The 25,888-nt window shown below is 74.4% G+C and carries 26 protein-coding genes and 1 riboswitch; of the genes, 9 read left to right on the top strand and 17 right to left on the bottom strand.

From position 1 onward, the window contains the following. Together FXF52_RS43900 and FXF52_RS27710 are read right to left on the bottom strand one after the other, a co-directional pair. Positions 1–1,042: ABC transporter permease (locus tag FXF52_RS43900; protein WP_148801274.1), on the bottom strand; the 1,042-nt coding region annotated here is incomplete at its 3' end. Continuing rightward, positions 1,039–2,526 carry an ABC transporter substrate-binding protein gene (locus FXF52_RS27710; RefSeq protein ID WP_222870709.1) on the bottom strand — a complete coding sequence of 496 codons (1,488 nt, stop codon included), beginning with the start codon at positions 2,524–2,526 and terminating at the stop codon, positions 1,039–1,041. The genes FXF52_RS43900 and FXF52_RS27710, both read right to left, overlap by 4 nt. A gap of 196 nt (positions 2,527–2,722) precedes the next feature. Here FXF52_RS27710 and FXF52_RS27705 point away from each other — a divergent pair, with 196 nt between their 5' ends. Next, positions 2,723–3,748: a hypothetical protein gene (locus FXF52_RS27705; RefSeq protein ID WP_148801272.1), complete on the top strand. Its 1,026-nt coding sequence runs from the start codon at positions 2,723–2,725 to the stop codon at positions 3,746–3,748. 94 nt (positions 3,749–3,842) lie between these two features. Next, positions 3,843–4,721 (top strand): bifunctional 5,10-methylenetetrahydrofolate dehydrogenase/5,10-methenyltetrahydrofolate cyclohydrolase, encoded by an 879-nt coding sequence (locus tag FXF52_RS27700; RefSeq protein WP_148801271.1) that lies wholly within the window; start codon positions 3,843–3,845, stop codon positions 4,719–4,721. Between the two features lie 37 nt (positions 4,722–4,758). Here FXF52_RS27700 and FXF52_RS27695 read toward each other — a convergent pair whose 3' ends face one another. The 3 genes from FXF52_RS27695 to FXF52_RS27685 form a co-directional block, all read right to left on the bottom strand. Continuing rightward, on the bottom strand, positions 4,759–5,793 hold the full coding sequence (locus FXF52_RS27695; protein WP_148801270.1) for an esterase family protein: 1,035 nt from the start codon (positions 5,791–5,793) through the stop codon (positions 4,759–4,761). Between the two features lie 2 nt (positions 5,794–5,795). Continuing rightward, positions 5,796–6,707 (bottom strand): hypothetical protein, encoded by a 912-nt coding sequence (locus FXF52_RS27690; RefSeq protein ID WP_148801269.1) that lies wholly within the window; start codon positions 6,705–6,707, stop codon positions 5,796–5,798. 125 nt (positions 6,708–6,832) lie between these two features. Next, positions 6,833–7,612: an endonuclease/exonuclease/phosphatase family protein gene (locus FXF52_RS27685; RefSeq protein ID WP_148801268.1), complete on the bottom strand. Its 780-nt coding sequence runs from the start codon at positions 7,610–7,612 to the stop codon at positions 6,833–6,835. Positions 7,613–7,798: 186 nt separating this feature from the next. Here FXF52_RS27685 and FXF52_RS27680 point away from each other — a divergent pair, with 186 nt between their 5' ends. Next, a complete protein-coding gene (locus FXF52_RS27680; RefSeq protein WP_264998584.1) occupies positions 7,799–8,572 on the top strand; it encodes a TSUP family transporter in 774 nt (257 codons plus the stop codon). Between the two features lie 9 nt (positions 8,573–8,581). Here the strand turns inward: FXF52_RS27680 and FXF52_RS27675 are convergent, their stop codons facing one another. Next, on the bottom strand, positions 8,582–9,181 hold the full coding sequence (locus FXF52_RS27675) for a malonic semialdehyde reductase (RefSeq protein ID WP_148801267.1): 600 nt from the start codon (positions 9,179–9,181) through the stop codon (positions 8,582–8,584). A 94-nt stretch (positions 9,182–9,275) separates the two neighbouring features. Between FXF52_RS27675 and FXF52_RS27670 the strand changes: the two genes are divergently transcribed. The 3 genes from FXF52_RS27670 (at position 9,276) to FXF52_RS27660 (ending at position 12,174) form a co-directional block, all read left to right on the top strand. Further along, positions 9,276–9,638: a helix-turn-helix domain-containing protein gene (locus FXF52_RS27670; RefSeq protein ID WP_148801266.1), complete on the top strand. Its 363-nt coding sequence runs from the start codon at positions 9,276–9,278 to the stop codon at positions 9,636–9,638. 24 nt (positions 9,639–9,662) lie between these two features. Continuing rightward, positions 9,663–10,436 carry a GNAT family N-acetyltransferase gene (locus FXF52_RS27665; RefSeq protein WP_148801265.1) on the top strand — a complete coding sequence of 258 codons (774 nt, stop codon included), beginning with the start codon at positions 9,663–9,665 and terminating at the stop codon, positions 10,434–10,436. 163 nt (positions 10,437–10,599) lie between these two features. Continuing rightward, positions 10,600–12,174: a VWA domain-containing protein gene (locus FXF52_RS27660; protein WP_148801264.1), complete on the top strand. Its 1,575-nt coding sequence runs from the start codon at positions 10,600–10,602 to the stop codon at positions 12,172–12,174. Positions 12,175–12,219: 45 nt separating this feature from the next. On the opposite strand, the gene def is transcribed toward FXF52_RS27660, so the two are convergent. After that, complete coding sequence (gene def, locus FXF52_RS27655; protein ID WP_148801263.1) at positions 12,220–12,729, bottom strand: peptide deformylase; 510 nt, start codon at positions 12,727–12,729, stop codon at positions 12,220–12,222. A gap of 63 nt (positions 12,730–12,792) precedes the next feature. Next, positions 12,793–13,284: a MarR family winged helix-turn-helix transcriptional regulator gene (locus FXF52_RS27650; RefSeq protein ID WP_148801262.1), complete on the bottom strand. Its 492-nt coding sequence runs from the start codon at positions 13,282–13,284 to the stop codon at positions 12,793–12,795. Between the two features lie 51 nt (positions 13,285–13,335). Between FXF52_RS27650 and pip the strand changes: the two genes are divergently transcribed. Then, positions 13,336–14,283: a prolyl aminopeptidase gene (gene pip / locus FXF52_RS27645; RefSeq protein ID WP_148801261.1), complete on the top strand. Its 948-nt coding sequence runs from the start codon at positions 13,336–13,338 to the stop codon at positions 14,281–14,283. A gap of 141 nt (positions 14,284–14,424) precedes the next feature. On the opposite strand, the gene FXF52_RS27640 is transcribed toward pip, so the two are convergent. Then, positions 14,425–15,639, bottom strand: coding sequence for a chorismate-binding protein (locus tag FXF52_RS27640; RefSeq protein ID WP_148801260.1), 1,215 nt, complete (start codon positions 15,637–15,639; stop codon positions 14,425–14,427). A 123-nt stretch (positions 15,640–15,762) separates the two neighbouring features. Here FXF52_RS27640 and FXF52_RS27635 point away from each other — a divergent pair, with 123 nt between their 5' ends. Next, positions 15,763–15,963, top strand: coding sequence for a DUF5999 family protein (locus FXF52_RS27635; protein WP_148801259.1), 201 nt, complete (start codon positions 15,763–15,765; stop codon positions 15,961–15,963). A 76-nt stretch (positions 15,964–16,039) separates the two neighbouring features. Here the strand turns inward: FXF52_RS27635 and gcvP are convergent, their stop codons facing one another. Then, positions 16,040–18,859, bottom strand: coding sequence for an aminomethyl-transferring glycine dehydrogenase (gene gcvP, locus FXF52_RS27630; protein ID WP_148801258.1), 2,820 nt, complete (start codon positions 18,857–18,859; stop codon positions 16,040–16,042). A gap of 73 nt (positions 18,860–18,932) precedes the next feature. Beyond that, positions 18,933–19,032, bottom strand: a riboswitch (glycine riboswitch). A 65-nt stretch (positions 19,033–19,097) separates the two neighbouring features. Continuing rightward, positions 19,098–19,970 (bottom strand): NAD-dependent protein deacetylase, encoded by an 873-nt coding sequence (locus tag FXF52_RS27625; protein ID WP_148801257.1) that lies wholly within the window; start codon positions 19,968–19,970, stop codon positions 19,098–19,100. A gap of 133 nt (positions 19,971–20,103) precedes the next feature. Between FXF52_RS27625 and FXF52_RS27620 the strand changes: the two genes are divergently transcribed. Then, complete coding sequence (locus FXF52_RS27620; RefSeq protein ID WP_148801256.1) at positions 20,104–20,760, top strand: NAD(P)H-binding protein; 657 nt, start codon at positions 20,104–20,106, stop codon at positions 20,758–20,760. A gap of 83 nt (positions 20,761–20,843) precedes the next feature. On the opposite strand, the gene FXF52_RS27615 is transcribed toward FXF52_RS27620, so the two are convergent. The 6 genes from FXF52_RS27615 to FXF52_RS27590 all read right to left on the bottom strand — a co-directional run bounded on the left by FXF52_RS27615 (position 20,844) and on the right by FXF52_RS27590 (position 25,880). After that, the gene (locus tag FXF52_RS27615) at positions 20,844–21,590 is read right to left on the bottom strand and encodes a DivIVA domain-containing protein (RefSeq protein WP_148801255.1); all 747 of its coding nucleotides are present in this window, start codon (positions 21,588–21,590) and stop codon (positions 20,844–20,846) included. A 46-nt stretch (positions 21,591–21,636) separates the two neighbouring features. Beyond that, on the bottom strand, positions 21,637–22,803 hold the full coding sequence (locus FXF52_RS27610) for a globin domain-containing protein (RefSeq protein WP_148801254.1): 1,167 nt from the start codon (positions 22,801–22,803) through the stop codon (positions 21,637–21,639). Beyond that, on the bottom strand, positions 22,804–23,199 hold the full coding sequence (locus FXF52_RS27605; protein WP_148801253.1) for a group 1 truncated hemoglobin: 396 nt from the start codon (positions 23,197–23,199) through the stop codon (positions 22,804–22,806). It abuts the gene before it with no gap. A 500-nt stretch (positions 23,200–23,699) separates the two neighbouring features. Further along, positions 23,700–24,287 (bottom strand): MerR family transcriptional regulator, encoded by a 588-nt coding sequence (locus FXF52_RS27600; RefSeq protein ID WP_148801252.1) that lies wholly within the window; start codon positions 24,285–24,287, stop codon positions 23,700–23,702. 213 nt (positions 24,288–24,500) lie between these two features. Then, entirely contained in the window at positions 24,501–24,965 is a 465-nt protein-coding gene (locus FXF52_RS27595; protein ID WP_148801251.1) for a bifunctional nuclease family protein, read from the bottom strand. Between the two features lie 213 nt (positions 24,966–25,178). Next, positions 25,179–25,880 carry a MerR family transcriptional regulator gene (locus FXF52_RS27590; RefSeq protein WP_187413733.1) on the bottom strand — a complete coding sequence of 234 codons (702 nt, stop codon included), beginning with the start codon at positions 25,878–25,880 and terminating at the stop codon, positions 25,179–25,181. Between the last annotated feature and the right edge of the window lie 8 nt (positions 25,881–25,888).

The following is a 25,888-nucleotide window of genomic DNA, read 5'->3' as shown; positions in this document are numbered from 1 at the left end:
GGCGGGGGGGGGGCCGGGGGGGGGGGGGGGGGGGGGGGGGGCGGGGGGGGGGGGCGGGGGGGGCCGGGGGGGGGGGGGGGGGGGGGGGGTCCGGTGGCGGTGGTGCGGTGAGCGCCGCCGCGGTGTGGGCCGGCCCGAGGGCCAGCCGGTGCGTGGCGGCGGCGAGGCCGCCCGCTGTGGCCGCGATGGCGAGCAGCATCAGCACGGCGCCCTGTAGCAGGGGCAGGTCCTGGGCGGTGGCGGCGCCGAGCGCGACGCGGCCGAGTCCGGGGATCGCGAAGAGGATCTCCACGGCGACGGCGCCGCCGACCAGGCCGACGACGACGAGGGCGAGTTGCGGGAACAGCGGCGGTAGGCAGCGGCGCAGGGCGCCGTGGGCGAGGGTTCGCCAGGGCAGGCCGGCGGCGCGCCAGGTGCGCGCCCACGGCTCCCGGTACGCCCCGGGCAGTGCGTCGTCGGCGAGTCGGCCGAGCAGCCCGCCGGCGGGGATGCCGAGGGCGAGCGCGGGCAGTACGAGGTGTGCGGGTGTCGACCAGCCGTACGGTGGCAGCCACCGTAGCCAGACCGCTCCGATGAGCAGGAGCAGCGTGCCGAGGAGGAATTCGGGTGCGGCGGCGAGGGCGGCGCCGGTTGCGCCGGCGCGGGGTTGGGTGTGTCCGCGTAGGAGGCGGCGGCTGGTGAGCAGGGCGGCGATGGTGAGGGCGACGGTGAGGGCGGCGCCCATGAGGGTCAGCGACACTGCCAGGGCCTGCCACACGGTGGGTGCGACGGGGTGGCCGGTCACCCAGGAGGTGCCGAGGTCGCCGTGGGTGAGTCCGGTGAGCCAGCGGCGGGACAGCGCCAGCGGGCCGTCGTCGAGGTGCAGCCGGTCGCGGATCGCGGTGAGCGCGGCGGGGTCGGGTTCGCGTTCGCCGTACTGGGCGCGCAGGATGCTCAGCGCGGGGTCGCGGCCGGACAGCCAGGGCAGCATGCTGATCAGGGTGAGCAGGGCGGCGGCCGCGGCGAGCCGGGAGACGGCGGTCAGGGTGTGGTTGCTGTTCATTGGGTGACGCGGGTGGTGAGGCCGATGAGCAGTCGCTCGCGGGGGTCGAACACGGCGTCGACGACGCCGGGCCGGTTGCCTTGGATGACGCGTTCGTGCAGCAGTGGCACGGCGGCGTCGGTTTCCAGGATGGTTTTTTCGGCGGCGAGGATCCGGGCGCGTCGGGCGGTGAGGTCGGCTTCCGCGCCGGCTCGGGCGACGGCTCGGTCGACGGTGGGGTTGCACAGTTGGGCGAGGTTGAAGCCGCCGTGGCAGGTGAAGTCGCTGGTCAGGTAGGCGACGGGGTCTCCGGAGTCGAGCATGGTGGCGCGGGAGAGGATGAACGCGTCGAAGCGGCCGGCGAGGGCGTCGGTCTCGATGTGGGCGTATTCGCGGACCACCTGCCGCACGGTGAAGCCGGCGGCCTGCAGGTGTTGGGCGAGGGTGGCGGCGACTTCGGGAAGTTCGGGGCGGTCGCTGAAGGTGGCCAGCACGATCGTTCGGCCGGGCACGGGGGCGGCGGGGTGCTGGGCGCGGGCGGGGCGGGCGGCGGTCCAGGGCAGGGCGGGTCCGAGCAGCCCGACTGCGGGGTCGGCGCGGTTCTCGTACACCCCGCGAACGAGGTCGTCGCGGCGGACCGCGGCGCGGGCGGCGGCGCGGATGGCGGGGTCGGTGAAGGGGCCGCGCCGGGTGTTGAGGTAGAGGGTGTTGGTGCGTGGCATCGCCACCTCGCGGTAGGTGTCGGCGGTGAGCAGCGCCGCCTGGGCGGCGGGTACCGCCTCGACGATGTCGGCGGCGCCGGTGCGGAGCGCGGCGGTGCGGGCGGTGCCGTCGGGGACGAAGGCGACGTCGATGCCCGGCGCGGCGGCGCGTCCGGCCCAGTGCTCGGGGAAGCGGTCGAGGCTGGCGCCCTGGGTGCCGTTGAGGTGGGTGAGCACGAACGGGCCGGTGCCGGCCTGCCGCGGGTCGACGGTGTCGCCGGTGTACGCCTTCGCGGCGAGGATGGACAGTTGCGGGCTGGACAGGCGCTGCGGCAGCAGCGGATCGGGTGTTCCGGTCCGCACGACGAGGGTGGTGGGGCCGTCGGGTGCGACGGTCAGGTCGACGCCGTCGAGGATGCGGGGTTTCGGTCGGGCGGTCGCCGCCCGGGTGATGGAGGCGGCGGCGCGTTCGGCGTCGAGGGTGGTGCCGTCGTGGAAGCGGACGCCGGCGCGCAGCGCGAACCGCCAGGTCCGGTCGTCGGTGCGGGACCAGGACACGGCCAGGGACGGCTGCGGGGTGCCGTCGGCGTCGAGGGTGGTGAGGGCTTCGGCGACGCCGAGGCGGGAGAGTTTGAAGGCGTCGTCGCTGAGTGGGGACAGCGCGGCCCGGGGTGGCAGCAGCATCACCACGCGCAGCCGCTGCCCGGTGGGGTGGTTCGGGGCGGGGCCGGCGAGGCAGCCGGCGGCGGCGAGCGTGACGAGCGCGGAGGCGATGGTGATGGTGCGTCGGATCGGATGCGGCATGGGCCCTTCCTCAAGGTGGGGAACGGCCCGCAGCATAGTTACGATCGGTTGTCATTTTCATATCGTCGGGGCGGCATGGGTACGACCGGCCGACAGTCGCGCCGGTGCCGGCGCTCGGTGAGCGTCGCGGAGGGCCGGCCCGGGGCCAGGCCGGTCTCGTGGGGCGTGGCCATCGCGTCATGGCAGCATCGGCGGGATGCGGGTGGGTGCGGCGCGGGCGGTGGCGGTCGACTGGGTACGCGAGCGGATGCGCCGTGACCCGGCCGTGCGGGGCGCGTTGTTCAGCGGCTCGACCGTGGCGCTGCCGGACACGGCGGCGCTGCCGGCGTCGTCCGACGTGGACGTGCTGCTGGTGCGCGACGAGCCGGGCGCGAAGCTGGGCAAGTTCCGCCACCGCGGGGTGCTTCTGGAGGTCACCGAGCTGACCTGGGCGGACCTGGGGTCGGCCGACGACGTGCTCGGGTCGTGGGTGTTCGCGCCGCTGTTCCGTACGGACACGGTGATCGCGGACCCGACGGGCCGGCTGGCGGCGATCCGGGAGCGGGTGGCGGCGGGGTTCGCCGATCCGGGGTGGGTGCGGCGGCGGTGCGCCGGGCTGCGCCGGCGCGTCGAGGACGGGCTACGGCGGCTGGACGATGAGGCGCCGCCGCACGCGCAGGTGACGGCGTGGTTGTTCCCCACCTCGCTGACGGCGCTGCTGCCGGTGGTGGCGGCGCGGCGGGACCCGACGGTACGCCGCCGGTACGTGCTGGCGCGGCAGGTGCTGGCCGAGCACGGGCTGTCCGCCCGGTACCGGGAACTGCTCGGCTGGCTGGACGGTGGCGGGGTGTCCCCCGCCCGGGTGCGGGAGCACCTGAACCGGCTGGCGGAGACGTTCGACGAGGCGGCGCGGGTGGCGCGTACGCCGTTCGCCTTCGGCGCGGACATCACCGCGGCGGCGCGGCCGGTGGTGGTGGACGGTGGCGCGGAGCTGGTCGCGGCGGGCGCGCACCGGGAGGCGATGTTCTGGATCGTGGCGACGTACGCCCGCTGCCACACCATCCTGGCCGCCGACGCGCCGCAGCGGGAGGTGGCGTTGCGGCCGGCGTTCGAGGCGGCGGTGGCGGACCTGGGGGTGGCGTCGGCGGCCGACCGGCGGCGGCGGGCCGACGAGGTGCTGGCGGCCCTGCCCGGCTGGTGGGAGGTGTCGCGTGCGATCGGCGGGTGGGATGTGGCAGGCTGAGCGCGGACGCGACTGGCGGCACGGGGATGGCAGCAACCATCGGGGAGCTCGTCGCGGGGGTCGACCGCCTGGGCCTCCGCGGGCGAGGTGAGCCATGTCTTCTGCGGGTACGACGGCCCGGATCCTGTCCGGCAAGCCGGTGGCCGACCAGGTGTTGGCCGAGGTCACCGAGGCCGTTCAGGCGTTGCGCGCCGCCGGGGTGACCCCGGCGCTGGCGACGGTGCTGGTGGGTGACGACGACGCCAGCGCCGGCTACATCCGGATCAAGCAGCGGCAGGCGGCGGAGCTGGGGTTCGTGTCCCCGCACGTGCACCTGCCGGCGTCGGCGTCGCAGGCGGATCTGCACGCGGTGCTGGCGGACTTCAACGCCGACAAGGACGTGCACGGGGTGCTGGTGCAGCATCCGATCCCGGGGCATCTGGACTACGACCGGGCGTTGCAGGTCCTCGACCCGGACAAGGACGTCGACGGGATGCATCCGGTGAACATGGGGCGGCTGGCGTTGGGCCTGCCGGGTCCGCTGCCGTGCACGCCGGCGGGCATCGAGGCGCTGCTGGCGTACCACGGGGTGCCGGTGTCGGGTCGTGAGGTGGTGATCCTGGGCCGGGGGGCCACGTTGGGTCGGCCGCTGGCGATGCTGCTGGCGCAGAAGCGGCCGACGGCGAACGCGGCGGTGACGGTGGTGCACACCGGGGTGGCGGACTGGCCCCGCTACACCCGGCGGGCGGAGATCCTGGTGGCGGCGGCGGGCGTGCCGGGCATCATCCAGCCGGAGCACGTGCGCCCGGGCGCGGTGGTGGTCGGCGGCGGTGTCCGCTACGAGGGGCGGCGTCTGCTGCCGGACGTGGACGAGTCGTGTGCCGCGGTGGCGGGGGCGATCACGCCGCGGGTCGGCGGGGTGGGTCCGACGACGGTGGCGATGCTGTTCCGCAACGCGGTGCGCGCGGCGGAGCGGGCGGCCGGGATGGCCTGAGGTCGACCGGCGCCGCGCCGGGTGGCGGCGGCGCCGCTCAGGTGACGGTGACGGGGCGGCCCAGCCAACCGGAGAGCCAGTCGAAGGCCGGGTCCTCGGCGGCTTCCCAGACGGACATGCTGTGGCCGCCCCCGTCGACGTAGGTGGTGGTGACGGTCAGCGGCGGCCGGGCGAGCCGGCGCAGGGCCTCGGCGTCGTGGTGGGCGGTGCGGTCGGCGCGGCCGCTGGACAGGTAGAGGGCGACGGCGGGTGGGGGCAGGTGCCGCAGCCGCCACCGGTCGTCGTTGAGGGTGTGTTCGCTGCCGTCGCCGATGGTGATGCCGGGGTCGGCGTAGCCGGAGAGGCTGGCGGCGGCGGCGTACCGGTCGGGGTGGCGCAGGGCGAGGTTGGTGGCGCAGTAGCCGCCGGCGGAGTAGCCGATCAGTCCCCAGCCGGCGCGGTCGGTGCGCACCCGCAGTTGGGCTTCGGCGGCGGCGGGCACGTCAACGGTGAGGAACGTCTCGGCCTGCGGCCCGCCGACCAGGTTGGTGCATTCGGTGTCCAGCAGCGGGCTGGGCGTCTGCGGGGGGAACAGCACGACGGTGGGCGCCATCCGGCCCGCGGTGATCTCCTGGTCGAGGTGCCGGGCCGCGGCGAGGCGGTTGAGCCAGGCGGCGGGTGAGCCGGGGTAGCCGTGCAGCGCCTCGACGACGGGGAACCGTTGGGTGCGCTGCCGGTCGTAGGCGGCCGGCAGGTAGGCGGGGACGCGCAGGGTGAGGCCGCTGGCGGCGCCGGCGACGGTGAGGGTGACCAGCCGTCCCCCGCCGTGGCCTGCGGCGGGTGCGGCGGCGCCGGTGGTGGCGACGGGGTCGCGGCCGAGCAGCGCCGACCAGCTGGTCCAGGTGTCGACCTGCCGGTTGACCCAGATCCCGGCGGCGGCGCCGGCGGTGAGCAGGCACAGCAGCGCGGTGGCGGCGCGCACGGCGGCGCGGCGGACGCCGGCGCCGCGGTCCCAGAGCGCGGACAGCAGCACCGCGGCGGCCACCGCGACGGTGGTGGCGGTCAGCGCGGCGGCGAGGCTGTCGGGGCCCACGGTCAGCCTCCGGTGCTCGGTGAGCCGGCCTGCGGGGGCGGTGGGATCAGCGGCGCGGGCCCGTCCAGAGGTACGGGTGTCTGCCGGCACGCCCAGCGCAGGGCGACGGCGAGCCGGTCAGCGGGGCGGCCGGGGTGGTGGGTGGACGCGCCGATGACGGCGACGGTCTCCGTGGCGGGCAGGTCGGGCGGGACGGCCAGGCCGGTGGGCTCCGGCGCGTCGTCGACCAGAGCGAGGGCGGGATAGCGGGCGGGTGCGGCGCGCACGACGTCCCGGGCGAGCCCGGTCAGGTCGGCCGGGGCGATCAGCGCCCAGCTGTGGCTGGTGACCCGCAGGTCGCGGGCGAGGCCGGCGGGCAGGGCCTCGGTGAGCACGGTCGGCCCGGCGCCGGGCCGCAGGTGGGTGAACACGACGATCACCGGCCCGGTGTCCTGCTCGACCGTGCGGGCGGCGGTGGCCTCCCCGGGGCCGGTGGTGTGGTCGGCGAGGACGGCGATCACCGGGTACCGCCGGGTGGGGTGCTGCGGGTAGTCGGCGGGGACGACGACGGTGGGGGTGGCGGTGACCGGCCAGCGGCCGCCGCGCGGCGGGTGCCACGGAAACGCGACGGGGGCGGTGGGAGTCGGACTCCGGCTGGCGAGCCAGCGGTCGAGGCGCCCGGCCCGGGCGGGTTCGGTGTCGTGGCGGCCGGTGCCCGCGGGCAGCAGGTCGCCCCAGGTGGGATAGAACCCCTCGGCCCGGTTGACCGCGAGGCCGACGGCCAGCAGGGCGAGCACCTCGGTGAGCAGGACGGCGGCCGCTCGGGTGAGGGCCCGGCCGCGGCCGCGGCGGTGCCAGGTGCGGGCGGTGACGACCGCGGCGCCGACGGCGAGGACGGCGACCGCGATGAGCAGCGGCAGGCCGGTCAGCGACATGGCTGGCCCCTCCCCTCGTCCTCCCATCGCTATCACGGGCGCCGGGCCGACCGGACAGGATTCGGTGTTCCGTCGCACCCGGGCACAGCCGACGGTAGGGGCGGTGGCTGGGGGTTTGCTGCGAGCTAGCCGAGGTCGACCAGCAGCGGCCGGTGGTCGGAGATGGTCGACAGCGGGGTGCGCACGGCGGTGACGGGCGGCAGCCGGTCCCGGCCCTGCCGGTCGGCGAGGATGTGGTCGAGCTGCACGCGGGGCTGCCCGGCCGGGTAGGTGGGGCGCCGACCGAGGGGACGCCACCGGGACAGCAGGGCGGCCGGGCCGGCGGGCAGGTTCAGGTCGCCGAGCAGGATCCGCGGGGCGGGCAGGGCGCGCAGCGCCCGCACCACGCGGCGCAGTTGCAGGACGTTCCAGCCGGGGACGAAGGACAGGTGGGTGGCGGCGACGGTGAGCGGCCCGTACGGGGTGTCCAGCACGGCGGCGAGGACCACCCGGGGTTCGTCGCGTAGCAGCACCAGCCCACCGCCGGGGCCGGGAACGTAGACCGGGGAGCGGACGGGGGCGGGACGCAGCCGGGTGACCTGCCAGGAGCGCACCGGGTGGCGGCTGACCAGCCCGACGCCGTAGCAGGGTTCGCCGTGCCCGTCGTCGTCGTGGGTCAGCGGGCGGAACGCTTCGCCGGGGGTGCCGACGACGGCGGCGGCGAACCGGTGTTCGGGGGCGTCGAGGGCGCGGGCGGCGATCGCGGTGAGGTCGAGGTTGCCGCTGCGGGACTGGTCACGGTCGACCTCCTGCAGGGCGAGGACGTCGGCGTCGAGTGCGGTGACGGCGGCGGCCAGCCGGTCGGGGTCGACGAGTCCGTCGGTGAGGGACCGGCCGTGCAGCAGATTGAACGTGGCCAGGCGCACCTGGACACCCTACGACGCCGTGGCAGGCTTGCCGGGTGCTCAAGGCGTTGGTCTGTTCGATCCTGGTGTTCGTGGCGGTGGCGGCGGCCGGCCTGTGGTTGCGGCGGCTCCGGGGCCGCTGAGCGGCGGTGAGCCTGGCCACAGCGGCTCTCGTCGGGGCGATGGTGGTCGGCAGAATGGCCGCCCGTGGACCCCCTGTCGTTGACCACCCTGCTGACCGCGGCCGCCATGGCGGGCTGGGTGGACGCGGTGGTCGGCGGCGGTGGCCTGTTGCTGTTGCCGGCGCTGCTGGTGGCCGCTCCGGGTGTGCCGGTGGCGACGGCGTTGGGCACGAACAAGCTGGCCGCGATCTTCGGCACGTCCACCGCCGCGGCGACGTACGCGCGGCGCACCAAGCTGGACTGGGCGGTGGCCGGGCCGGCCGCGGGGTTGGCGGTGCTGACCGCCGGGCTGGGCGCGGCCCTGGCGGGGGCGGTGCCGGCGGGCGCGTACCGGCCGGTGGTGCTGGTGGTGCTGGTCGCGGTGGCGGTGTTCGTGCTGACCCGGCCACGGCTGGGGGTGGTGTCGCAGCCGCATCGGCGTACGCCGGCGCGGGTGACGGCCGCGGTGGCGGTGGCCGGGGTGGGCATCGCCCTCTATGACGGGCTGATCGGCCCGGGCACGGGCACCTTCCTGGTGCTGGCGTTCACCGCGCTGATCGGCGCGGACTTCGTGCACGGTTCGGCGCTGGCGAAGGTGGTCAACGCGGGCACGAACCTGGGCGCGCTGGTGGTGTTCGCGGCGACCGGGCACGTGTGGTGGCTGCTCGGTGCGGGGATGGCGGTGTGCAACGTCGCCGGCGCCGCGCTGGGCGCGCGGATGGCGCTGCGGCGCGGCGCCGGCTTCGTGCGGGTGGTGCTGCTGGTCGTGGTGCTGGCTCTGGTGGCGAAGCTGGGCTACGACCAGTGGCGGGCGGCCTGAGCCGGCCGCTCAGGCGTGCCGCACCACGTCGTCGTAGTCGAGGCGGGGCAGCCGGGGGAACCAGGCGTCCGGGCCGGGCTTGCCGATGTTGACCACGAGCAGGGACTTCCAGGCGCTGTCGGCGAAGAACTCCTTGTCCACCCCGGCGGCGTCGAAGCCGGCCATCGGTCCGGCGGCGAGGCCGGCGGCGCGCACGGCGAACAGCCAGTAGCCGATCTGCAGGGTGGCGTTGAACCGGGCCATCTGTTCGCGGCCGGCGGGGTCCTCGGCGAGGGAGTCGCGCATCTGCGGGCGGATCGGGAAGACCCGCGGGACGAACTCGTGGAAGTCGGTGTCGGCGGCGAGGACGGCGACGACCGGCGCGGTGGCGGTCTTGGCGCGGTTGCCGTCGGCCATGTGGGTGAGCAGCCGCTCGCGGGGCTCACCCTGGCGGACGAACAGCACCCGCAGCGGTTGGGTGTTGGCGGCGGTGGGCGGGTACTTGGCGAGTTCGAAGATGGCGCGCAGCTGCGCGTCGCTGACCGGTTCGTCGGTGAACGTGTTGGCGGTGCGGGCGTCGGTGAACAGTTGGGCCTGCGCCTCGGGGTGCAGGGTGATCAGATCGCTCATATGCTCCTCGCTTCAGCCGGGCTGCTCCGAGGAAGGGAGCAGCTAGCTTTTTAGTAGTGCCTTGCAGGGCGAGGGTAGCGCGTATCCTGAGGGCATGACGACGAGGCCCCAGGTGAGCGCTGCCGCCCACGCCTGCGACGCCGGCCTGGCCCGGGCCTTCGCGTTCCTCGGCAAACGCTGGAACGGGATGCTGCTGGGCGTGCTCGCCAACGGTCCCGCCGGCTTCGCGGAGCTGGCCCGCGCGCTGCCCGGGATCAGCGAGTCGGTGCTGTCGGACCGGCTCGGTGAGCTGTGCCGGGTGGGCCTGGTGTCCCGCACCGTGCGGGAGGGGCCGCCGGTGGGGGTCAGCTACCAGCTCACCGACCCGGGAGCCGCCCTGCTGCCGGCCCTGGACGCCCTGGCCCGCTGGGCCCACGACCACCTGCCGGCCGAGGCGGGACGCGCGGGCGGCTGCTGACCACCGCCGTGTGATCATGGGCGGATGCCCGTACGCGCCGAACACGACCGGGCCGTCCTGGCCGACCTGCTGAGCCGGGACCCGGTGCTGCACGCCTACCAGCTGGGCGACCTGGACGACTTCTTCTGGCCGTACACCTCGTGGTACCGCCGCGGCGACCAGGTGGCGCTGCTGTACCACGGCGTCGACCTGCCGACCCTGCTGGCGTTCGCCGCCCCGGAGCGGACCGGGGAACTGGCGACGCTGCTGGGCGAGCTCGCCCCGGTGCTGCCGGCCCGGCTGTGGGCGCACCTGTCCCCCGGCCTGGACGCCACCGTGGCCCGCTGGTACGAGGTGTCCGACGCGGCCGTGCACCACCGGATGGCGTTGACCGACCCGGACCGGCTGGCCCGAGCCGGCGCCGCCGGGGAGGTGCTCGACCGGTCCGACCTGCCGGCGCTGCTCGACCTGTACGCGGTCGCCTACCCGGGCAACTGGTTCGACCCGCGGATGCTGGACACCGGCCAGTACGTGGGGATCCGGGAGGCCGGCGAACTGGTCACCGTGGCCGGGGTGCACGTCTGGTCCCCCACCTGGCGGGTGGCCGCCCTGGGCAACGTCACCACCCACCCCCGGGCCCGCGGCCGCGGGCTGGCCGGCGCGGCGGTGGCCGCGCTCTGCGCCCGGCTGCGCGCCCGGGTGGAGCACGTGACGCTCAACGTCCGGGCCGACAACACCGCCGCGGTGCGCCTCTACGAGCGGCTCGGCTTCACCCGGGTCGCCGACTTCACCGAGTGCGCGCTGCACCGCCGCCCGTGACCGGACGGCCGGCGATTCTCCCCTGTCCAGCCACCACGCCGGGTCAACAACCCGACGCTGACCTGCGCATGTGTCGGACCGGCCGGCGCCGCCGGAGCCCCTAGCGTCTGCCTTCGAGGCCGCGCCCGGGGCGGGCGCGGCCGGAGCTGAAGGAGACACGACGATGGGTTTCACAGCAGTGCCCCGCGGGCGCGCCAGGGGGGTGACCGTCGCCGCCGTGACCGCGATGGTGACCGCCGTGGCGGCCCCCGCCTGGGCAGCCCCGGGAGTCGACCCGGGCACAGTGGACCGGTCCGCCGACCCCGGCGCCACGATCCCGATCAGCAAAGTCGTCTCGACCCCGCCGATCCCGCCGCAGCCGGACGTGGTGCTGCTGGTCGACACGACCGGCAGCATGGGTCCGGCGATCGCCAACGTCCGGACCAACCTCCAGCAGGTGATCACCGACGTCCGCGCCGCGCAGCCCAGCGCCGAGTTCGCGGTCGCCTCCTACCGAGACGAGGGCGACGGGCCGGAGCTGTTCCGGGTCCGGCAGAACCTCACCGCCGACGCCACCGCCCTGCAGACCGCCGTGGACGGGCTGACCGCCGCCGGCGGCGGCGACACCCCCGAGGCGTGGGTGAACGCCCTGTTCCAGGTCTCCGACGGCGCGATCGCCTACCGGTCGGGCAGCAGCCGGATCGTGGTGCTGGTCGGCGACGCCCCCAGCCACGATCCCAGCGCCGGGCACACCCTCGCGCAGGCCACCGCCGCGCTGCAGGCCGACACCGCCCGGGTGCTCGCGGTCGACGTCACCGGCGGGGGCGGCGGCCTGAACGCCACCGGCCAGGCCAGCAGCCTGGCCGCCGCCACCGGCGGCCAGGTGGTCGGCAGCGCCCCGAACACGGTGACCGCCGCGATCCTCAGCGGGCTGCGGGACCTCGACGTCACCGTCACCCCGACCGTGACCTCCTGCGATCCGGGCCTGTCGGTCAGCTTCGACGCGGCGTCGCGCACCCAGCAGAGCGGCACCGACGTGCCGTTCGCCGAGACCATCACGGTGGCCGGAAACGCCGCCCAGGGCGCCACCCTGCACTGCACGGTGGACTTCCTGCTCAACGGGCTCTCCGGCGGGCCCGCGTTCGTCGAGCACATCAGCGTGAAGGTCAACGACGTCACCCCGCCGACCGTGGTCGTCGACGACCGGACCGTCGAGGCGACCAGCCCCGCCGGCGCGGTGATCACCTATCCGGCCAGCGCCACCGACAACGTCGACGGGCCGCTGACCCCGACCTGCGCGCCGCCGCCCGGGAGCACCTTCCCGCTGGGCGCCACCACGGTCACCTGCACCGCCACCGACGCCGCCGGCAACACCGGCAGCGACACCGCGGTGATGCGGGTGGTCGACACCACCGCCCCGACCACCCGGTGCGTGCCGACGAACAACCCGAGCGGCGGCAACGTCCCCGGCTCCGACAACCCGGACGGCTTCTACCAGCTGACCGCCACCGACATCGTGGACACGAAGGTGGACGTGTACATCGGGGACGCCGCCGACCCGTCGGTGCGGTTCGGGCCGTTCCCCGCCGGTACGAAGATCAAGTTGGTCCAGGCGCCGGGCGCGCAGTCCCGGGTCAAGGACGGCACCGGCGACATCGACTACAAGGTCACCCTGCGTGGCGACGCGGTGATCACCGGCGTCGACGACGCCGGGAACCGGTCGACGGCGACCTGCCTGGTGGCCCCGCCGCCCAAGTGAGCCGGTGAGCGGGCGCGGGGGTGGCCGGCGGCCGCCCCCGCGTCGTCACCGCCCCCGGCTCGGCGAGTCGAACCGCCCGGCGCGGATCTCCCGCAGCGCCCGCCGGCGGGTGTCCCCGCGCAGCGTGTCCACGTACAGGCGGCCGTGCAGGTGGTCGGTCTCGTGCTGCAGGGCCCGGGCCAGGAATCCGCTGCCGGAGATGGTCAGCGGCTGGCCGTGCTGGTCGAAGCCGTGCGCGGTGGCGTGCATGGCCCGCGTGGTCGGGAAGTACAGCCCGGGAATGGACAGGCAGCCCTCGTCGTCGTCCTGCAGTTCCGTGGACAGCTCCAGCCGGGGGTTGACCAGGTGGCCGCGGTGGCCGTCGGCGTCGTAGACGAACACCTGTGCGCTCACCCCGATCTGCGGGGCGGCCACCCCGGCCCGGCCGGGCGCGCCGAGCAGCGTGTCCATCAGATCCTGCACGAGCCCGCGCAGTTCGGCGTCGAAGCTGGTCACCGGCTCGCAGGGGGTGCGCAGCACGGGGTCGCCGATGATCCGGATCGGGCGCATAGTCATGCCCGGAAGGCTATCCGCTCGTTACCGTTGCGCGCGTGCCCGGGGTCGGTCGGCGGGGTCGGCTCAGGCCGGCCGGTCGGTGGGGGCCAGGCCGGTGTCGGCGATGCGCTCGCGCAGCGGGCGGCGGCGCAGCGCCGCGAGGACCGCGTACAGCTCGTCGGCCAGGGGTACGGGCAGTTCGGCGTCGAGCTGCCGCATGGCGGTGGTGGTGGCCGCCCACTCGGCCTCGATGACGGGCAGCAGGGCGCGGGCCCGGTCGGTGAGGGTGACGATGCGCTGCCGGGCGTCGGCGCCCGGGGTGAGGGCGACCAGGCCGGCGCGGCTCATCTGGGCGACGGTCTGGCTGGCCGCGGAATGGGTGACCCCGACCCGGGCGGCGAGGTCCCGGATGGGCAGCGGCCCGTCGGCGACGAGCACCCGCACCAGCGGTGAGTATCGGGGCCGGTAGTCGGCCAGGCCCAGGCCGGTGTAGACGGCGGCGACGTCGCCGTCGAGCAGTTCCAGGACGTGGCGCAGCAGGGTGCCGAGCGCCTCGCGGTCGGGGGTGGCGGTCACGTCCGCTAATGTAACAGCGCTGTTGCATCTGAGGTGTGGGAGGGGAACCGCATGTATCCGGAGATCGAGCCGTACGCGCACGGCATGCTCGACGTCGGCGACGGCCAGCACGTCTACTGGGAGACCTGCGGCAACCCGCACGGCCGGCCGGTCCTGATGGTGCACGGCGGTCCCGGCTCGGGCGCCACCGCGTCGTGGCGACGGCTGTGCGACCCGGCCGCCTACCGGATCATCCTGTTCGACCAACGTGGCTGCGGGCGCAGCACCCCGCACGCCAGCGACCCGGCCGTGGACCTGTCCGTCAACACCACCGCCCACCTGCTCGCCGACATGCAACGGCTGCGCGAGCACCTCGACGTCGACCGGTGGCTGCTCTGCGGCGCCTCCTGGGGCTCCTCGCTGTCCCTGGCGTACGCGCAGCGCCACCCGGACCGGGTCACCGCGCTGGTGCTGTTCAGCGTGGTCGCCAACACCCGCCGCGAGATCGACTGGGTGACCCGGGACATGGGGCGGATCTTCCCGCAGGAGTGGGCCCGGTTCCGCGACGGCGTGCCCGAGGCCGACCGCGACGGCGACCTGTCCGCCGCGTACGCCCGGCTGGTCAACGACCCCGACCCGGCGGTGCGGGACCGGGCCGCCCGCGACTGGTGCGCTTGGGAGGACGTGCACGTCTGTCTCGCCGGCGGGTTCAAGCCCAGCCCCCGCTACGCCGACCCGGTGTTCCGGGCCTGCTTCACCCGGCTGGTCACCCACTACTTCAGCAACCTCGGGTTCCTGCCCGACGGGCAACTGCTGCGCGACGCCGGCAAGCTCGCCGGCATCCCCGGCGTGCTGGTGCAGGGCCGCCTCGACGTCAGCGGCCCGCCGGACATCGCCTGGCAGCTCACCCGCGACTGGCCGGACGCCCGCCTGGAGATCGTGGAGTCCGGCGGCCACGGCAGCGGCCACGGCGTGGGCGAACGGGTGGTCGCCGCCCTGGACGCCTTCGCCCGCGCCTGACCGACCCGCACCCCGGTCGGTCCGAGCTGGCAGTTCGCCGCGGTGGACACCCCGGAGCACGGCCCACCGCCCGCCAGCCGGCGACGACGAGCAGCCGGCCCCGGCGCCCCGGTGCGGCGCCAACCGGCCGGGCGCGGTGCGTCAGCCGGCGGCGAGCAGCGCGCGCACCGGGGCGGCCTTGGCCGCCGCCTCGGCGACCTCGGCCGCCGGGTCGCTGCCCCAGGTGATGCCGCCGCCGGCCCACAGGTGCAACCGGTCGGCGTCGGCCGCGGCGGTACGGATGGTCAGCCCCAGGTCGAGCCGGCCGGGCCCGACCCAGCCGAGCGCGCCCATGCTGGCGCCCCGCCCGACCGGTTCCAGGGCCGCGATCCGCTCCAGCGCGGCGAGTTTCGGGGCGCCGGTCACCGACCCGCCGGGGCACACCGCGCGCAGCAGGTCGGCCAGGCCCAGCCCGTCGGCGGGCGCCGCCGACACCGTCGACTCCGCCTGCCACAGGTCACACCACCGGCGTACGGCGAACAGCTCGTCGACCCGCACCGAGCCGGTGCGGGCCACCCGGGCCAGGTCGTTGCGTTCCAGGTCGACGATCATCACGTGCTCGGCGCGTTCCTTCGCGGAGGCGAGCAGCTCGCGGCGTCCGGCGGGGGTGGCCGGGCGGGTGCCCTTGATCGGCCGGGTGACCAGCCGGCCACCCTCGAGGGCGACCAGCGTCTCCGGGGAGGCGCAGCCGATCGCCCAGCCGGGCCCGGACAGGGTGCCGCCGTAGCGGGCGCCGGGCAGGGCGGCCAGCCGGGCCAGGGCGGGCAGCGGGTCCCCGACGTACGGGGCGGCGGCGTGGCCGACCACGTTGACCTGGTAGACGTCGCCGCGGCCGATGGCGGCGCGCACCTGCGCGACGGCGTCGGCGTGCGCGCGGGGCGTCCAGCTGTCCCGCCAGTCCCCCAGCCGCCAGCGCTCACCGGCTGGGCGGCCGGCGCGGGCGGGCGGCCGATCGGCGTGCCCGTAGACGACCACCACCAGGTCCGGCAGCGCCGGCACGGGGCTGGGCGCGCCCGGCGGGCCGCCGGCGGTCAGGGCCCCGGCGGCGGCGGACAGGTGCAGGGCCGCGCCGCACACCCCGGACGGGTCGTGCCCGCCGGGGCGGGCCAGGTCGTGCAGGGCGATCCCGTGGGCGGCGAGGAACTCCTGCGCCAGCGCGGCCGGGTCGCCGCCGTCGGTGGTGTGCCACTGCAGGCGGGCCCGTTCCACGAGCCGGCCCCGGCAACCGTCGGGTACGCCGGGCACGTCGACTACGCCCGGCACGTCCACCACGCCCGGTGGGAGCGCTCCCACACCGTACGGCTTGTTTCCACTCATACGTTCAGCCGATTTCCGGTGAACAAGGCGGAAGCCTGCTCGATAGCGCGCGCTTCCGCTTGGTACTGTGCGTCACTGGTCATGTGAACCATGACACAGCGCCCCCACAGTCCGGAGAACCCGATGTGTCAGCACCAACCGACCTGCCCCTCCGCTGAGGCGACCGACCGCGCAGCCGCCCGCGTCATCGCCTGCTTCCGTGAGCAGGGCTGGAGCCTGCTCTGCAACGGCGTCATCGTCTTCGAGGACACCGGCGAACTGCTCCCCGACGGCAGCACCATCGCCCCGCACCGCGGCCCCGCCCGACACGCCCTCGTCGCCTGACAGATCACGCTCCGTCAGGAGCATAGGCGCCAACGCCGGCCGGGGCGGCGAACCGCACCGCCCCGGCGCCTGCACGTCAGTCCTCGAACGCCTCCGGTGACGGGCACGAGCAGACCAGGTTCCGGTCGCCGTACGCGCCGTCGATCCGCCGCACCGGCGGCCAGTACTTCCCCGCGCGGTCCGCAGCCGGGTACGCCCCCACCGACCGCGGGTACGGGTGCGGCCACTCGTCGGCCGACACCATCGCCGCGGTGTGCGGGGCGTTGGACAGCGGATTGTCCCCGCCCGGCCACTCACCCGAGGCAACCTTGTCGATCTCCGCCCGGATCGCGATCATCGCCTCGCAGAACCGGTCCAGCTCGGCCAGGTCCTCACTCTCGGTCGGCTCCACCATCAGCGTCCCCGCCACCGGGAACGACATCGTCGGCGCGTGGAACCCATAGTCGATCAGCCGCTTCGCCACGTCGTCCACGCTCACCCCGGTCGCCTTGGTCAGCGGCCGCAGGTCCAGGATGCACTCGTGCGCCACCAGGCCCTTGTTGCCGGCATACAGCACCGGGAAGTGGTTCCGCAGCCGCGCCGCCACGTAGTTCGCGGCGAGCACCGCCACCCCGGTCGCCCGGGTCAGCCCCTCGGCGCCCATCATCCGCAGGTACGCCCACGGGATCGGCAGGATCCCCGCCGACCCGTACCGGGCCGCCGAGATCGCCGGCCGGCCTTCCCGCACCGCCTCGGCCGGGTCACCGGGCAGGAACGGCGCCAGGTGCGCCCGCACCGCCACCGGCCCCACCCCCGGCCCACCACCGCCGTGCGGGATGCAGAACGTCTTGTGCAGGTTCAGGTGCGACACGTCCGCCCCGAACCGGCCCGGCTTGGCGAACCCGACCAACGCGTTGAGGTTCGCCCCGTCGACGTACACCTGACCGCCGGCGTCGTGCACCTTCGCGCACAGCTGCGCGATGCCCGTCTCGTACACCCCGTGCGTCGACGGGTACGTCACCATGATCGCGGCGAGCGCGTCCCGATGCTTGTCGATCTTCGCGTCGAGGTCGACCAGGTCGACGTTGCCGTTCTCGTCGCAGGCCACCACGACCACCCGCATCCCGGCCATCACCGCCGACGCCGCGTTGGTGCCGTGCGCCGACGACGGGATCAGGCACACGTCCCGGTGCCCCTGCCCGCGCTGCCGGTGGTACGCCCGGATCGCCAGCAGGCCCGCCAGCTCCCCCTGCGAGCCGGCGTTGGGCTGCACGCTGACCGCGTCGTACCCGGTCACCTCCGCCAGCCAGCCCTCCAGCTGGCCGATCAGCTCCCGGTACCCGGCCGTCTGCTCCACCGGCGCGAACGGGTGCAGGTGGGCGAACTCCGGCCAGGTGATCGCCTCCATCTCGGTGGTGGCGTTCAGCTTCATCGTGCACGACCCCAGCGGGATCATGCCCCGATCCAGGGCGTAATCGAAGTCGGCCAGCCGCCGCAGGTAGCGCAGCATCGCCGTCTCGGAGTGGTGGCTGCGGAACACCGGGTGGGTGAGGAAGTCCGACGTACGGGCCAGCCCCGACGGCAGCGCCGCGTCCACGTCGCCGTCGACCCCGTCGACCCCGAACGCCGCCCACACGGCCGCCAGGTGCGCCCGCGTGGTCGTCTCGTCGCAGGAGATCCCCACCCGGTCGGCGTCGACCAGCCGCAGGTTCACGTTCCGCTCGGCCGCCGCGGCCACCACCTCGGCCGCCCGCCCCGGCACCGTCACGGTGACCGTGTCGAAGAACGCCACGTCCGCGACCTGCACCCCGCCGGCGCGCAGCCCGGCCGCGAGCCGCGCCGCCATCTCATGGGTACGCCGGGCGATCGCCCGCAACCCGTCCGGGCCGTGGTAGACCGCGTACATGCCGGCCATCACCGCCAGCAGCACCTGCGCGGTGCAGATGTTGCTGGTCGCCTTCTCCCGCCGGATGTGCTGCTCCCGGGTCTGCAACGCCAGCCGGTACGCCCGGTTGCCGTCGGCGTCCTTCGACACCCCCACCAGGCGGCCGGGCAGCATCCGCTCCAGGCCCGCCCGCACCGCCAGGTAGCCGGCGTGCGGCCCACCGAAGCCCATCGGCACCCCGAACCGCTGGGTGGTGCCGGCGGCGATGTCGGCGCCGATCTCACCCGGCGCGCGCAGCAGCGTCAACGCCAGCAGGTCCGCGGCGACGGTGACCAGCGCCCCGACCTGGTGCGCGGCCTCGACCAGACCGGCGTGGTCGCGGACCGCCCCGGACACGCCCGGGTACTGCAGGTGCAGGCCGAAGAACTCACCGGGCAGCTCGTCGCGCTCGACGTCGAGCACCCGCACCTCGATGCCGAGCGGCTCGGCCCGGCTGATGATCACCGCGATGGTCTGCGGCAGCGTGTCGGCGTCCACCACGTACACCGGGCTCTTGCTCTTGGCCGCACGGCGGGCGAGGGTCATCGCCTCCGCCGCGGCGGTGCCCTCGTCGAGCATCGACGCGTTCGCGGTGGCCAACCCGGTCAGGTCGGTGACCATCGTCTGGAAGTTCAGCAGCGCCTCCAGCCGGCCCTGGCTGATCTCCGGCTGGTACGGCGTGTACGCCGTGTACCAGGCCGGGTTCTCCAGCACGTTGCGGCGGATCACCGCCGGGGTGTGGGTGCCGTGGTAGCCCAGCCCGATCATCGACACGGCGACGGTGTTCCGGGCGGCCAGGGCGCGCAGCTCGGCGATGGCCTCCCGCTCACTGGCCGGCGCCGGCAGGTCCAGGGTGCCGTGCCAGCGGATCACCTCGGGGATCGCCGCGTCCATCAGCTCGTCGATGGAGCTGTAGCCGACGGTCTCCAGCATCCGGCGCTCGTCGCCGGGGTCAGGGCCGATGTGCCGGTCGGCGAACTGCTCTGCGGTCATGCGCGGCGCTCCTTGTCGGGGCGAGGTCGACGGGTCGGCCTCCCCCTGAGTCGCGCTGACGCGCTCCACAGTGCCTGCCCACGCGGTCCTTTTGCCTGAGAGGTTCCGGGGAGGAATCTGCCCCTTCGGCGCCGTCCGGGTGGTTTCCGGGCGGTCTCTCCCGCGTGGGTGGTACCGGCATGGTCAACGCTACCAGCGACCGGGTTTCCGGCTCATGTCCGGCCCCGTCGGGGGCGCCCTACACGGCGGCCGGCTCCCCGGCGGCCCGGGACGCGGCGGCCGCGTCGGGCCCGGTGATCCGGTCGGCCAGGGTGGGCAGCACCGCACCCAACGGCGCGTCCACCCGCACCGTGGCGTGCCCGTCGCCGCGCGTCGGCCCCTGGTTGACCACGGCCACCGGAATGCCGAGCTTCGCCGCCCGGATCACGAACCGCCGCCCCGACATGACCGTCAACGACGAACCGAGTACCAGCAGCGCCCGGGCCCGTTCGACCAGGGCGAAACAGTCGGCCACCCGGGGCGCGGGCACCGTCTCGCCGAAGAACACCACGTCCGGTTTCAGCATGCCGGTGCCGCAGATGCCGCAGTCGACGGTGCGGAACCCGGCCACCGCCTCGTCGGGCAGGTCGACGTCACCGTCGGGGTTGACGTGGGCGACGTGCGCGGCGAAACCCGGGTTGGCCTCCCGCAGCCGCCGGTCCAGCTCCTCCCGGGAGGTCAGGTTGCCGCAGTCCAGGCAGATCACCTCGTCGAGCCGGCCGTGCAGCTCGATCACCCCGCGGCTGCCGGCGGCGGTGTGCAACCCGTCGACGTTCTGCGTGATGAGCCCGCCGACCAGGCCCGCCTGCTGCAGCCGCGCCACCGCCCGGTGCCCGGCGTTCGGGGCGGCCCGGGCGATCAGCCGCCACCCCAGGTGGCTGCGCGCCCAGTAGCGCCGCCGCGCGTCCGCCTCCCGTGTGAACGCCTGGTAGGTCATCGGGGTGTGCCGGCGGGCGGCGCCGCTGGGCCCCCGGTAGTCCGGGATGCCCGACTCGGTGGACAACCCGGCCCCGCTGAGCACCACCACGCCCCCGCCGCCGACCAGCCGCGCCAACGCGTCGATCTCCGTCACCCGTCCATGCTGCCTCAACTGTCGCCCCCGCTCCCACCGGGTGACCGCCCTCACCCGACCGGGCCGCGCGCCGGAGCGGCGGGGGTTGCGGCTCGCCCGGCGGGCGCACCAGGCGGAGACTAGGTTGGGGCGTATGCGCGTCGTCATCGCCGGAGGCCACGGCAAGATCGCCAAGCTGCTGGAACGGGAACTCGCCGGGCGCGGCGACACCGCGGTGGGGCTGATCCGCAACCCCGACCATGCCGCCGCGCTGCGCGCCGCCGGCGCCGAACCGGTCGTCGCCGATCTGGAACACACCGACGTCGACACCGTCGCCGCCCACCTCGCCGGCGCGGACGCGGTGGTCTTCGCCGCCGGCGCGGGCCCGGGCAGCGGCGCCGCCCGCAAGGACACCGTCGACCGGGCCGCCGCGGTGCTGCTCGCCGACGCCGCCCAGCGCGCCGGCGTCCGCCGCTACCTGCTGGTCTCGTCCATCGGCGTGGACCGGCCGCCCGCGCCCGGCAGTGACGAGGTGTGGGTGGCGTACCTGCGGGCGAAGAAGGCCGCCGAGGAGGAGGTGCTCGCGCGGGACCTCGAGGTGACCGTGGTGCGGCCCGGGCGGCTCACCGACGACGAGCCCGTCGGCCGGATCACCCTCGCCCCGCACGTCGACCCTGGTGAGGTCACCCGCGCCGACGTGGCCCGCGTCGTGCTCGCGCTGCTGTACGAGCCGGCCACCGCCGGCCTCACCCTCGAACTCGTCGGCGGGGAGACACCGATCGCCGACGCGGTCCGCGCCGCCGCCCGTTAGCGCGCCGCCGCGACCCGGTCCGGCGCGGAACGCGAGCGGGTCGCGGCGGGTCGGCCCACCGTCGTGGCGGGCCGACCCGCGGTTCAGCGCTGCTGGTGGCGGGGCGGCAACGCCACCCGCACCCGGCCGCCGCCCACCGGCGCGGCGCCGGTCGCCGCGCCACCGCCGACCCGCGCGGCCGCGGCCGGCGGCGCCCCGCCGGTGACCTCCGCGGCGATCCGCTCCATGGTCCGCGACAACTGCTCGCTGCCGTTGTCGAGGTGCCGGGCCGCCGCCTGCATGTGCGAGATCATCATCTCGCCGAAGATCCGCAACGCCTCCCGCGCCGCCACGGAGTCCTCGAAGTTCGCGCCGGCGCTGCTGCGGTAGTCCGCCACCGCCCGCTCGGCTTCCTGCTTCGCCTCCTCCACCGCCGCCCGCATGTAGCTCTCGTACTGCATCCGCGCGTACTCGGCCACCCGCTGCGCGTAGTCGTGCGCCTGAGCGATGATCTGCTCGGCCTCCCGCTGCGCCGCCGACAGCAGGTTGACCTCCTTCGCCGCGGGCAGCTTCGCCGCCGCCCCCGTGCTCGGGATCACCCCGTGCCGGTGCAGCTCCAGGTGGTCGTTGAGCCGCTCGTTCTCCGCCCGCAGGTTCGCCACCTGCGTCGCCAGCACATCCAGCTCGTCGGCCACCTGCATCCGGAACCGGTCCACGTCCGCCGGGTCGTACCCACGGCGGGTGAACGAAGCCCCGCCGAACTCCCACCGGCGCACCCGGTCCGAGGTCAACCGGACCTGCACGCTGGAGACCTGACCCCCGTCGTACCTGCTGATCGGGGCTGCGCTCACCGGACACCCCCTTCGCCTGCAGGATTCGCGAGCTCACTCCTCGCGCTCACCGGACACCTCCGGAATCGTCAGGGGCGGCCGCGGTCCGCCACGTCGGCCCGTACCAGTGCTTGCCGAAACCCTCATGGTGCAGCTGACCCTGGTGGTAACCCGCCCGGCTCAACGTCGTCACCGAATGACTGACCATCTCATCCGAGCCGCAGATGTAGACGTGCCGGGACCGCCAGTCCCCGTCGGTCAGCGCCCGGTCCACCACGTGCGCGAACTCCCCCGGCCGCTGCAGGTCCCGCCCCACCACGTAGGTGACCGCCAACCACGGATACGACGCCGCCAGCTTCTCGATCGCCTCGTTGTCGTAGAACTCGGCCGGCGAGCGGGCCCCCACGTACAGGTCGACCCGGCGGCGCGAACCCTCCACCGCGACCTGCTCCACCAGCGACTTCAGCGGGGCCCAGCCGGTGCCGCTGCCCAACAGCAGCAGATCGGACGCCCCGGACGGCCGCAGCGTCAACCGGTCCCCCAGCGGGGCGGCCAGGTGGATCTGGTCACCCACCGCGCACCCGTAGACGAGCCGCGACGACACCGTGCCGCCCGGCGCCGCGCGCACGTGCAACTCCAGCGTGCCGTCCGCGCGGGGCGCGTTCGCCGGCGAGTAGTACCGCCACGCCCGCGCCGCCGGATGGGACACCCCGATCGACTGACCCGGCGTGAACGGCAGCAGATACTGCGGGCGCAGCGTCAGCACCGCCACGTCGAACGACCGCCGCTCGTGCCCGAGGATCTCGGCCACCCACCACGGCGGGTTCACCGCCTCGGCCGCCTGCGCCGCGTCGATCATCACCTGCGACACCAGCCCGTACGCGGCCGTCCAGTCCTGCGCCAGCTCATCGGTCCACGCCTCGCCGAGGAAATGCTGCAACGTCGCCAGCAGCGCCTCACCGACCGCCGGATAGTGCTCCGGGCGCACCGCGAACTTACGGTGGTCGGCACCGAGGTCCTGCAGGAACCCGACCAGGCTGTCGACCTGGTCCACGTTGGACACGATGTGCCCCAACGCGGTCACCAGCCGATCCCGCTGCCCCGCCATGTTCGTGGGGAACATCTGCCGGGTGTCCGGGTGAGCCAGGAACAACATGGAATAGAAGTAGAGCGCCACCTGGTCGCCGTGCGAGGCGACCTCGGACCAGCTCTGCTTCAGCCGTGCCGCATCCACTCAGACGCCCGTTCCGCGTCCCTGGGCCACCACCTGGTCCTGCACCTTCTCCAGGACGACCTGCACGTAACCGATGGTGTCCCCGGGCACACCCAGCTCCGTCAGCGTCGCCGTCAGGTGCTCACCGACCTTCACGTAGTGCGCCACCGGGATGTTCAACGGCTGGTGCGCCTCGGCCAGCTCACGGCCGTCGTACTCGTTCGGCCCGCCGAGCACCACGGTCAGCATCAACGCCAGGTGCCGCCGCTGCTCGGCCATGTTCAGCTCGGTGAAGTAGCCGGCCAGCTCCGGGTCGGCGAGCACCTTGTCGTAGAACAGCGCCACCGCCGCCTTGACCGAACTGGCACCGCCAATCCGCTCGTAGTGGGACGGCGCGGTCTCTTCAATAACCGTCACGGTCGTTCCTTCCCAGGGTGAAAGGCCGCGCCGTTCGGCGCGGAGGGGCAACCGGTCGGCTGGCGGGAGGTGCCGTGACGTCAGTGCCAGCGCGACCGTGTGGGACCTTAGCGTGCCGACCGGACAAAGGCACGTCCGGCCTATCAGATTTTTGACAACCGCCGACCGGCCAGCGTCGTCATCGTCCGGACGGACCGTTCACCGCCACACACGCCGGACACCGACAGCCCGTCACCGACCGGCGACCTGTCCACGTGACACCGTCCACCCTGGACCGGCCCACTCACCGCCCGCACGCCCGACCAGGCAACCGGCCGGGACCGCCATGGACGGGCACCCGGCGCGGCGACCCGCGGGGCCGGCCCCAGTCCCGCCCACCGGACCAACGGGACCACCTTCCCCCCGCCCCGACACGCAGCGTCACCAAACAGAAGATCGCGCCGGGCCACAGCCACGACGCGATCCCACACCAAGCCCCCGGCCAGACCGGGGCCGCCCGATCAGCCCGCCTGCCGCCGCGCCCGCCGCGCCGCCAACTCGTCACCCACCGGCTCCGACGGCGCCGCCACCGGCTGCTCACCAACACGACCCGACGAATCCGCCGGCTCCGCCGGCAGCAGCGACAACGAACCCTGGATCTCCTTGAACGCACCACCGATCGCGATGCCGAACACCCCCTGGCCGCCCTGCAACAGGTCGACCACCTCCTCCGGCGACCGGCACTCGTACACCGTCGTCCCGTCGGAGATCAACGTGATGCCCGCCAGATCCTCCACCCCACGCGACCGCAACGCCTCAATCGCCTTCCGGATGTTCTGCAACGACACCCCGGCGTCCAACAACCGCTTCACGACCTTCAACACCACCAGGTCGCGGAAGGAATACAACCGGGACGTCCCCGAGCCCGACGCGTCCCGCACGCTCGGCACCACCAGGCCCGTACGCGCCCAGTAGTCCAACTGCCGGTAACTGATGCCCACCGCGTGACACGCCGTCACACCCCGGTAGCCCACCTCGCCGTCACCGCCCGGCGCGGCCACACCCGCCTGCTGCTCCGTACCCGGATCAGGATCTCGCGGCTCGTGCATCCGGACAACCTCCCCGCCCGTGCGGCGACCACACCGGCCCCGGCGTGGTGCACCCCTCGACACCGCAACCCTATAGCGGCCCACAGGAGTTACCACGCAGGAAACACCGCGACACGCCGCGCAACCACCAGGAAGATCACTCACAGCGAGCCGGCGTCACGCACCGTGACACCGGCCACCGCGCCACACCGACCACAACCGGCCGGCCACCGATCAGCCCGCGAAATCCTCCGGCCGCACCTGCTCCAGGAACTCCCGGAACTTCTCCACCTCGTCCTCCTGCTCGTCCGGGATCACGATCCCCGCCTCGCTGAGGACCTGCTCCGCACAACGAATCGGAGCCCCCACCCGCAACGCCAACGCGATGGAGTCACTCGGCCGCGCCGACACCCGCACCCCGTCACCGATCAACAGATCGGCGTAGAAGACGTTCTCCCTCAACTCGGTGATCTCCACCGCCCGCAACGGCGCCTGCAACGCCGCCAACACGTCCCGCAACAGATCATGCGTCAACGGCCGCGCCGGCTTGACCCCCTGCTGCTCGTAGGCGATCGCCGTCGCCTCGACCGCGCCGATCCAGATCGGCAGATAGCGGTCCCCCTCGACCTCCCGCAGCAGGACGATCGGCTGGTTGCTGGGCAGCTCCACCCGAACTCCGACCACGCTCAGCTCGCGCACCGCCGCCTCCGTGTCGTTGTCATCTACGCCCGCACCGCGCCCTTCCCTGCACGGTACACGGACCGCGACACGAGAGTCCCATGCGCTCTGTGCACCACGCCTCGCCGGAACGGGTTACCCCGGCAAGCCTACGACACGCTTCCCGAGCCAGATCTTTCCACGGCCACCGGACAACAGAGGCCGGGCGCCCCCACGACACCCGGCCCCCACACGTCACCGACCCAACGTCGACCGCAGCCCCACCCGCACCAACGCCGCGTGCAACTGCTGCGACAACGCCACCAACTCCCGCGCCGTCTCCGCCGCCCGAGCCCGCGCCGCCGGATCACTCTGCCGCGCCAACGGCGCCACCAACTGCGCGAACAGACCGACCTCACGATCCGCCGCCGTCCGGTACCCCCGCAGATGCCGCGGCTCCAACCCGTACGCCGCCAGACCCGCCACCGCCCGCGCGATGATCAACGCATCCCCGTCATACCAACCCGGCGGATCCGACACCACCACACCGAGCCGCTCCAACTCGGCCAACGTCGACTCGTCGACACCACTACGGGAGATCAGATCCGCCCGCCCCAGCCGCACCTCCGACGACTCGGCGGACTCCACCCCCTCCCGACCCGGCACCTCACCACCGGGACCGACCGCCACCAACGCCGGCCGCTGCCGCCCCGGCGCCGCACCCGACGCGTCCCACTCCGCCAACTGGTCACGGATCACCCGCAACGGCAGATACTGGTCCCGCTGCGCGGTCAACACGAACCGCAACCGCGCCACATCGTCCCAGCTGTACTTCCGATACCCCGATGGCGTCCGCTGCGGCTCCACCAGGCCCTCGGCCTCCAGGAACCGCAACTTCGAGATCGTGACGTCCGGGAACTCCACCCGCAACTGCGCCAACACCTCACCGATACTCATCAGCGGTG

Origin of the sequence: Micromonospora sp. MP36 (genome assembly GCF_008119785.1) — a bacterium.
GTDB lineage: Bacteria > Actinomycetota > Actinomycetes > Mycobacteriales > Micromonosporaceae > Micromonospora.
This window is presented reverse-complemented; position numbering and strand designations above follow the sequence as displayed.

What these genes read in the sequence shown, in the direction of transcription:
- FXF52_RS27600 (WP_148801252.1), bottom strand. Translation starts at nt 24,287, where the DNA reads ATGCACGAGCCGCGAGATCCTGATCCGGGTACGGAGCAGCAGGCGGGT.
- FXF52_RS27660 (WP_148801264.1), top strand. Translation starts at nt 10,600, where the DNA reads ATGGGTTTCACAGCAGTGCCCCGCGGGCGCGCCAGGGGGGTGACCGTC.
- FXF52_RS27635 (WP_148801259.1), top strand. Translation starts at nt 15,763, where the DNA reads ATGTGTCAGCACCAACCGACCTGCCCCTCCGCTGAGGCGACCGACCGC.
- FXF52_RS27590 (WP_187413733.1), bottom strand. Translation starts at nt 25,880, where the DNA reads ATGAGTATCGGTGAGGTGTTGGCGCAGTTGCGGGTGGAGTTCCCGGAC.
- FXF52_RS27620 (WP_148801256.1), top strand. Translation starts at nt 20,104, where the DNA reads ATGCGCGTCGTCATCGCCGGAGGCCACGGCAAGATCGCCAAGCTGCTG.
- FXF52_RS27710 (WP_222870709.1), bottom strand. Translation starts at nt 2,526, where the DNA reads ATGCCGCATCCGATCCGACGCACCATCACCATCGCCTCCGCGCTCGTC.
- def (WP_148801263.1), bottom strand. Translation starts at nt 12,729, where the DNA reads ATGACTATGCGCCCGATCCGGATCATCGGCGACCCCGTGCTGCGCACC.
- FXF52_RS27670 (WP_148801266.1), top strand. Translation starts at nt 9,276, where the DNA reads ATGACGACGAGGCCCCAGGTGAGCGCTGCCGCCCACGCCTGCGACGCC.
- pip (WP_148801261.1), top strand. Translation starts at nt 13,336, where the DNA reads ATGTATCCGGAGATCGAGCCGTACGCGCACGGCATGCTCGACGTCGGC.
- gcvP (WP_148801258.1), bottom strand. Translation starts at nt 18,859, where the DNA reads ATGACCGCAGAGCAGTTCGCCGACCGGCACATCGGCCCTGACCCCGGC.
- FXF52_RS27690 (WP_148801269.1), bottom strand. Translation starts at nt 6,707, where the DNA reads ATGTCGCTGACCGGCCTGCCGCTGCTCATCGCGGTCGCCGTCCTCGCC.
- FXF52_RS27665 (WP_148801265.1), top strand. Translation starts at nt 9,663, where the DNA reads ATGCCCGTACGCGCCGAACACGACCGGGCCGTCCTGGCCGACCTGCTG.
- FXF52_RS27675 (WP_148801267.1), bottom strand. Translation starts at nt 9,181, where the DNA reads ATGAGCGATCTGATCACCCTGCACCCCGAGGCGCAGGCCCAACTGTTC.
- FXF52_RS27640 (WP_148801260.1), bottom strand. Translation starts at nt 15,639, where the DNA reads ATGAGTGGAAACAAGCCGTACGGTGTGGGAGCGCTCCCACCGGGCGTG.
- FXF52_RS27700 (WP_148801271.1), top strand. Translation starts at nt 3,843, where the DNA reads ATGTCTTCTGCGGGTACGACGGCCCGGATCCTGTCCGGCAAGCCGGTG.
- FXF52_RS27705 (WP_148801272.1), top strand. Translation starts at nt 2,723, where the DNA reads ATGCGGGTGGGTGCGGCGCGGGCGGTGGCGGTCGACTGGGTACGCGAG.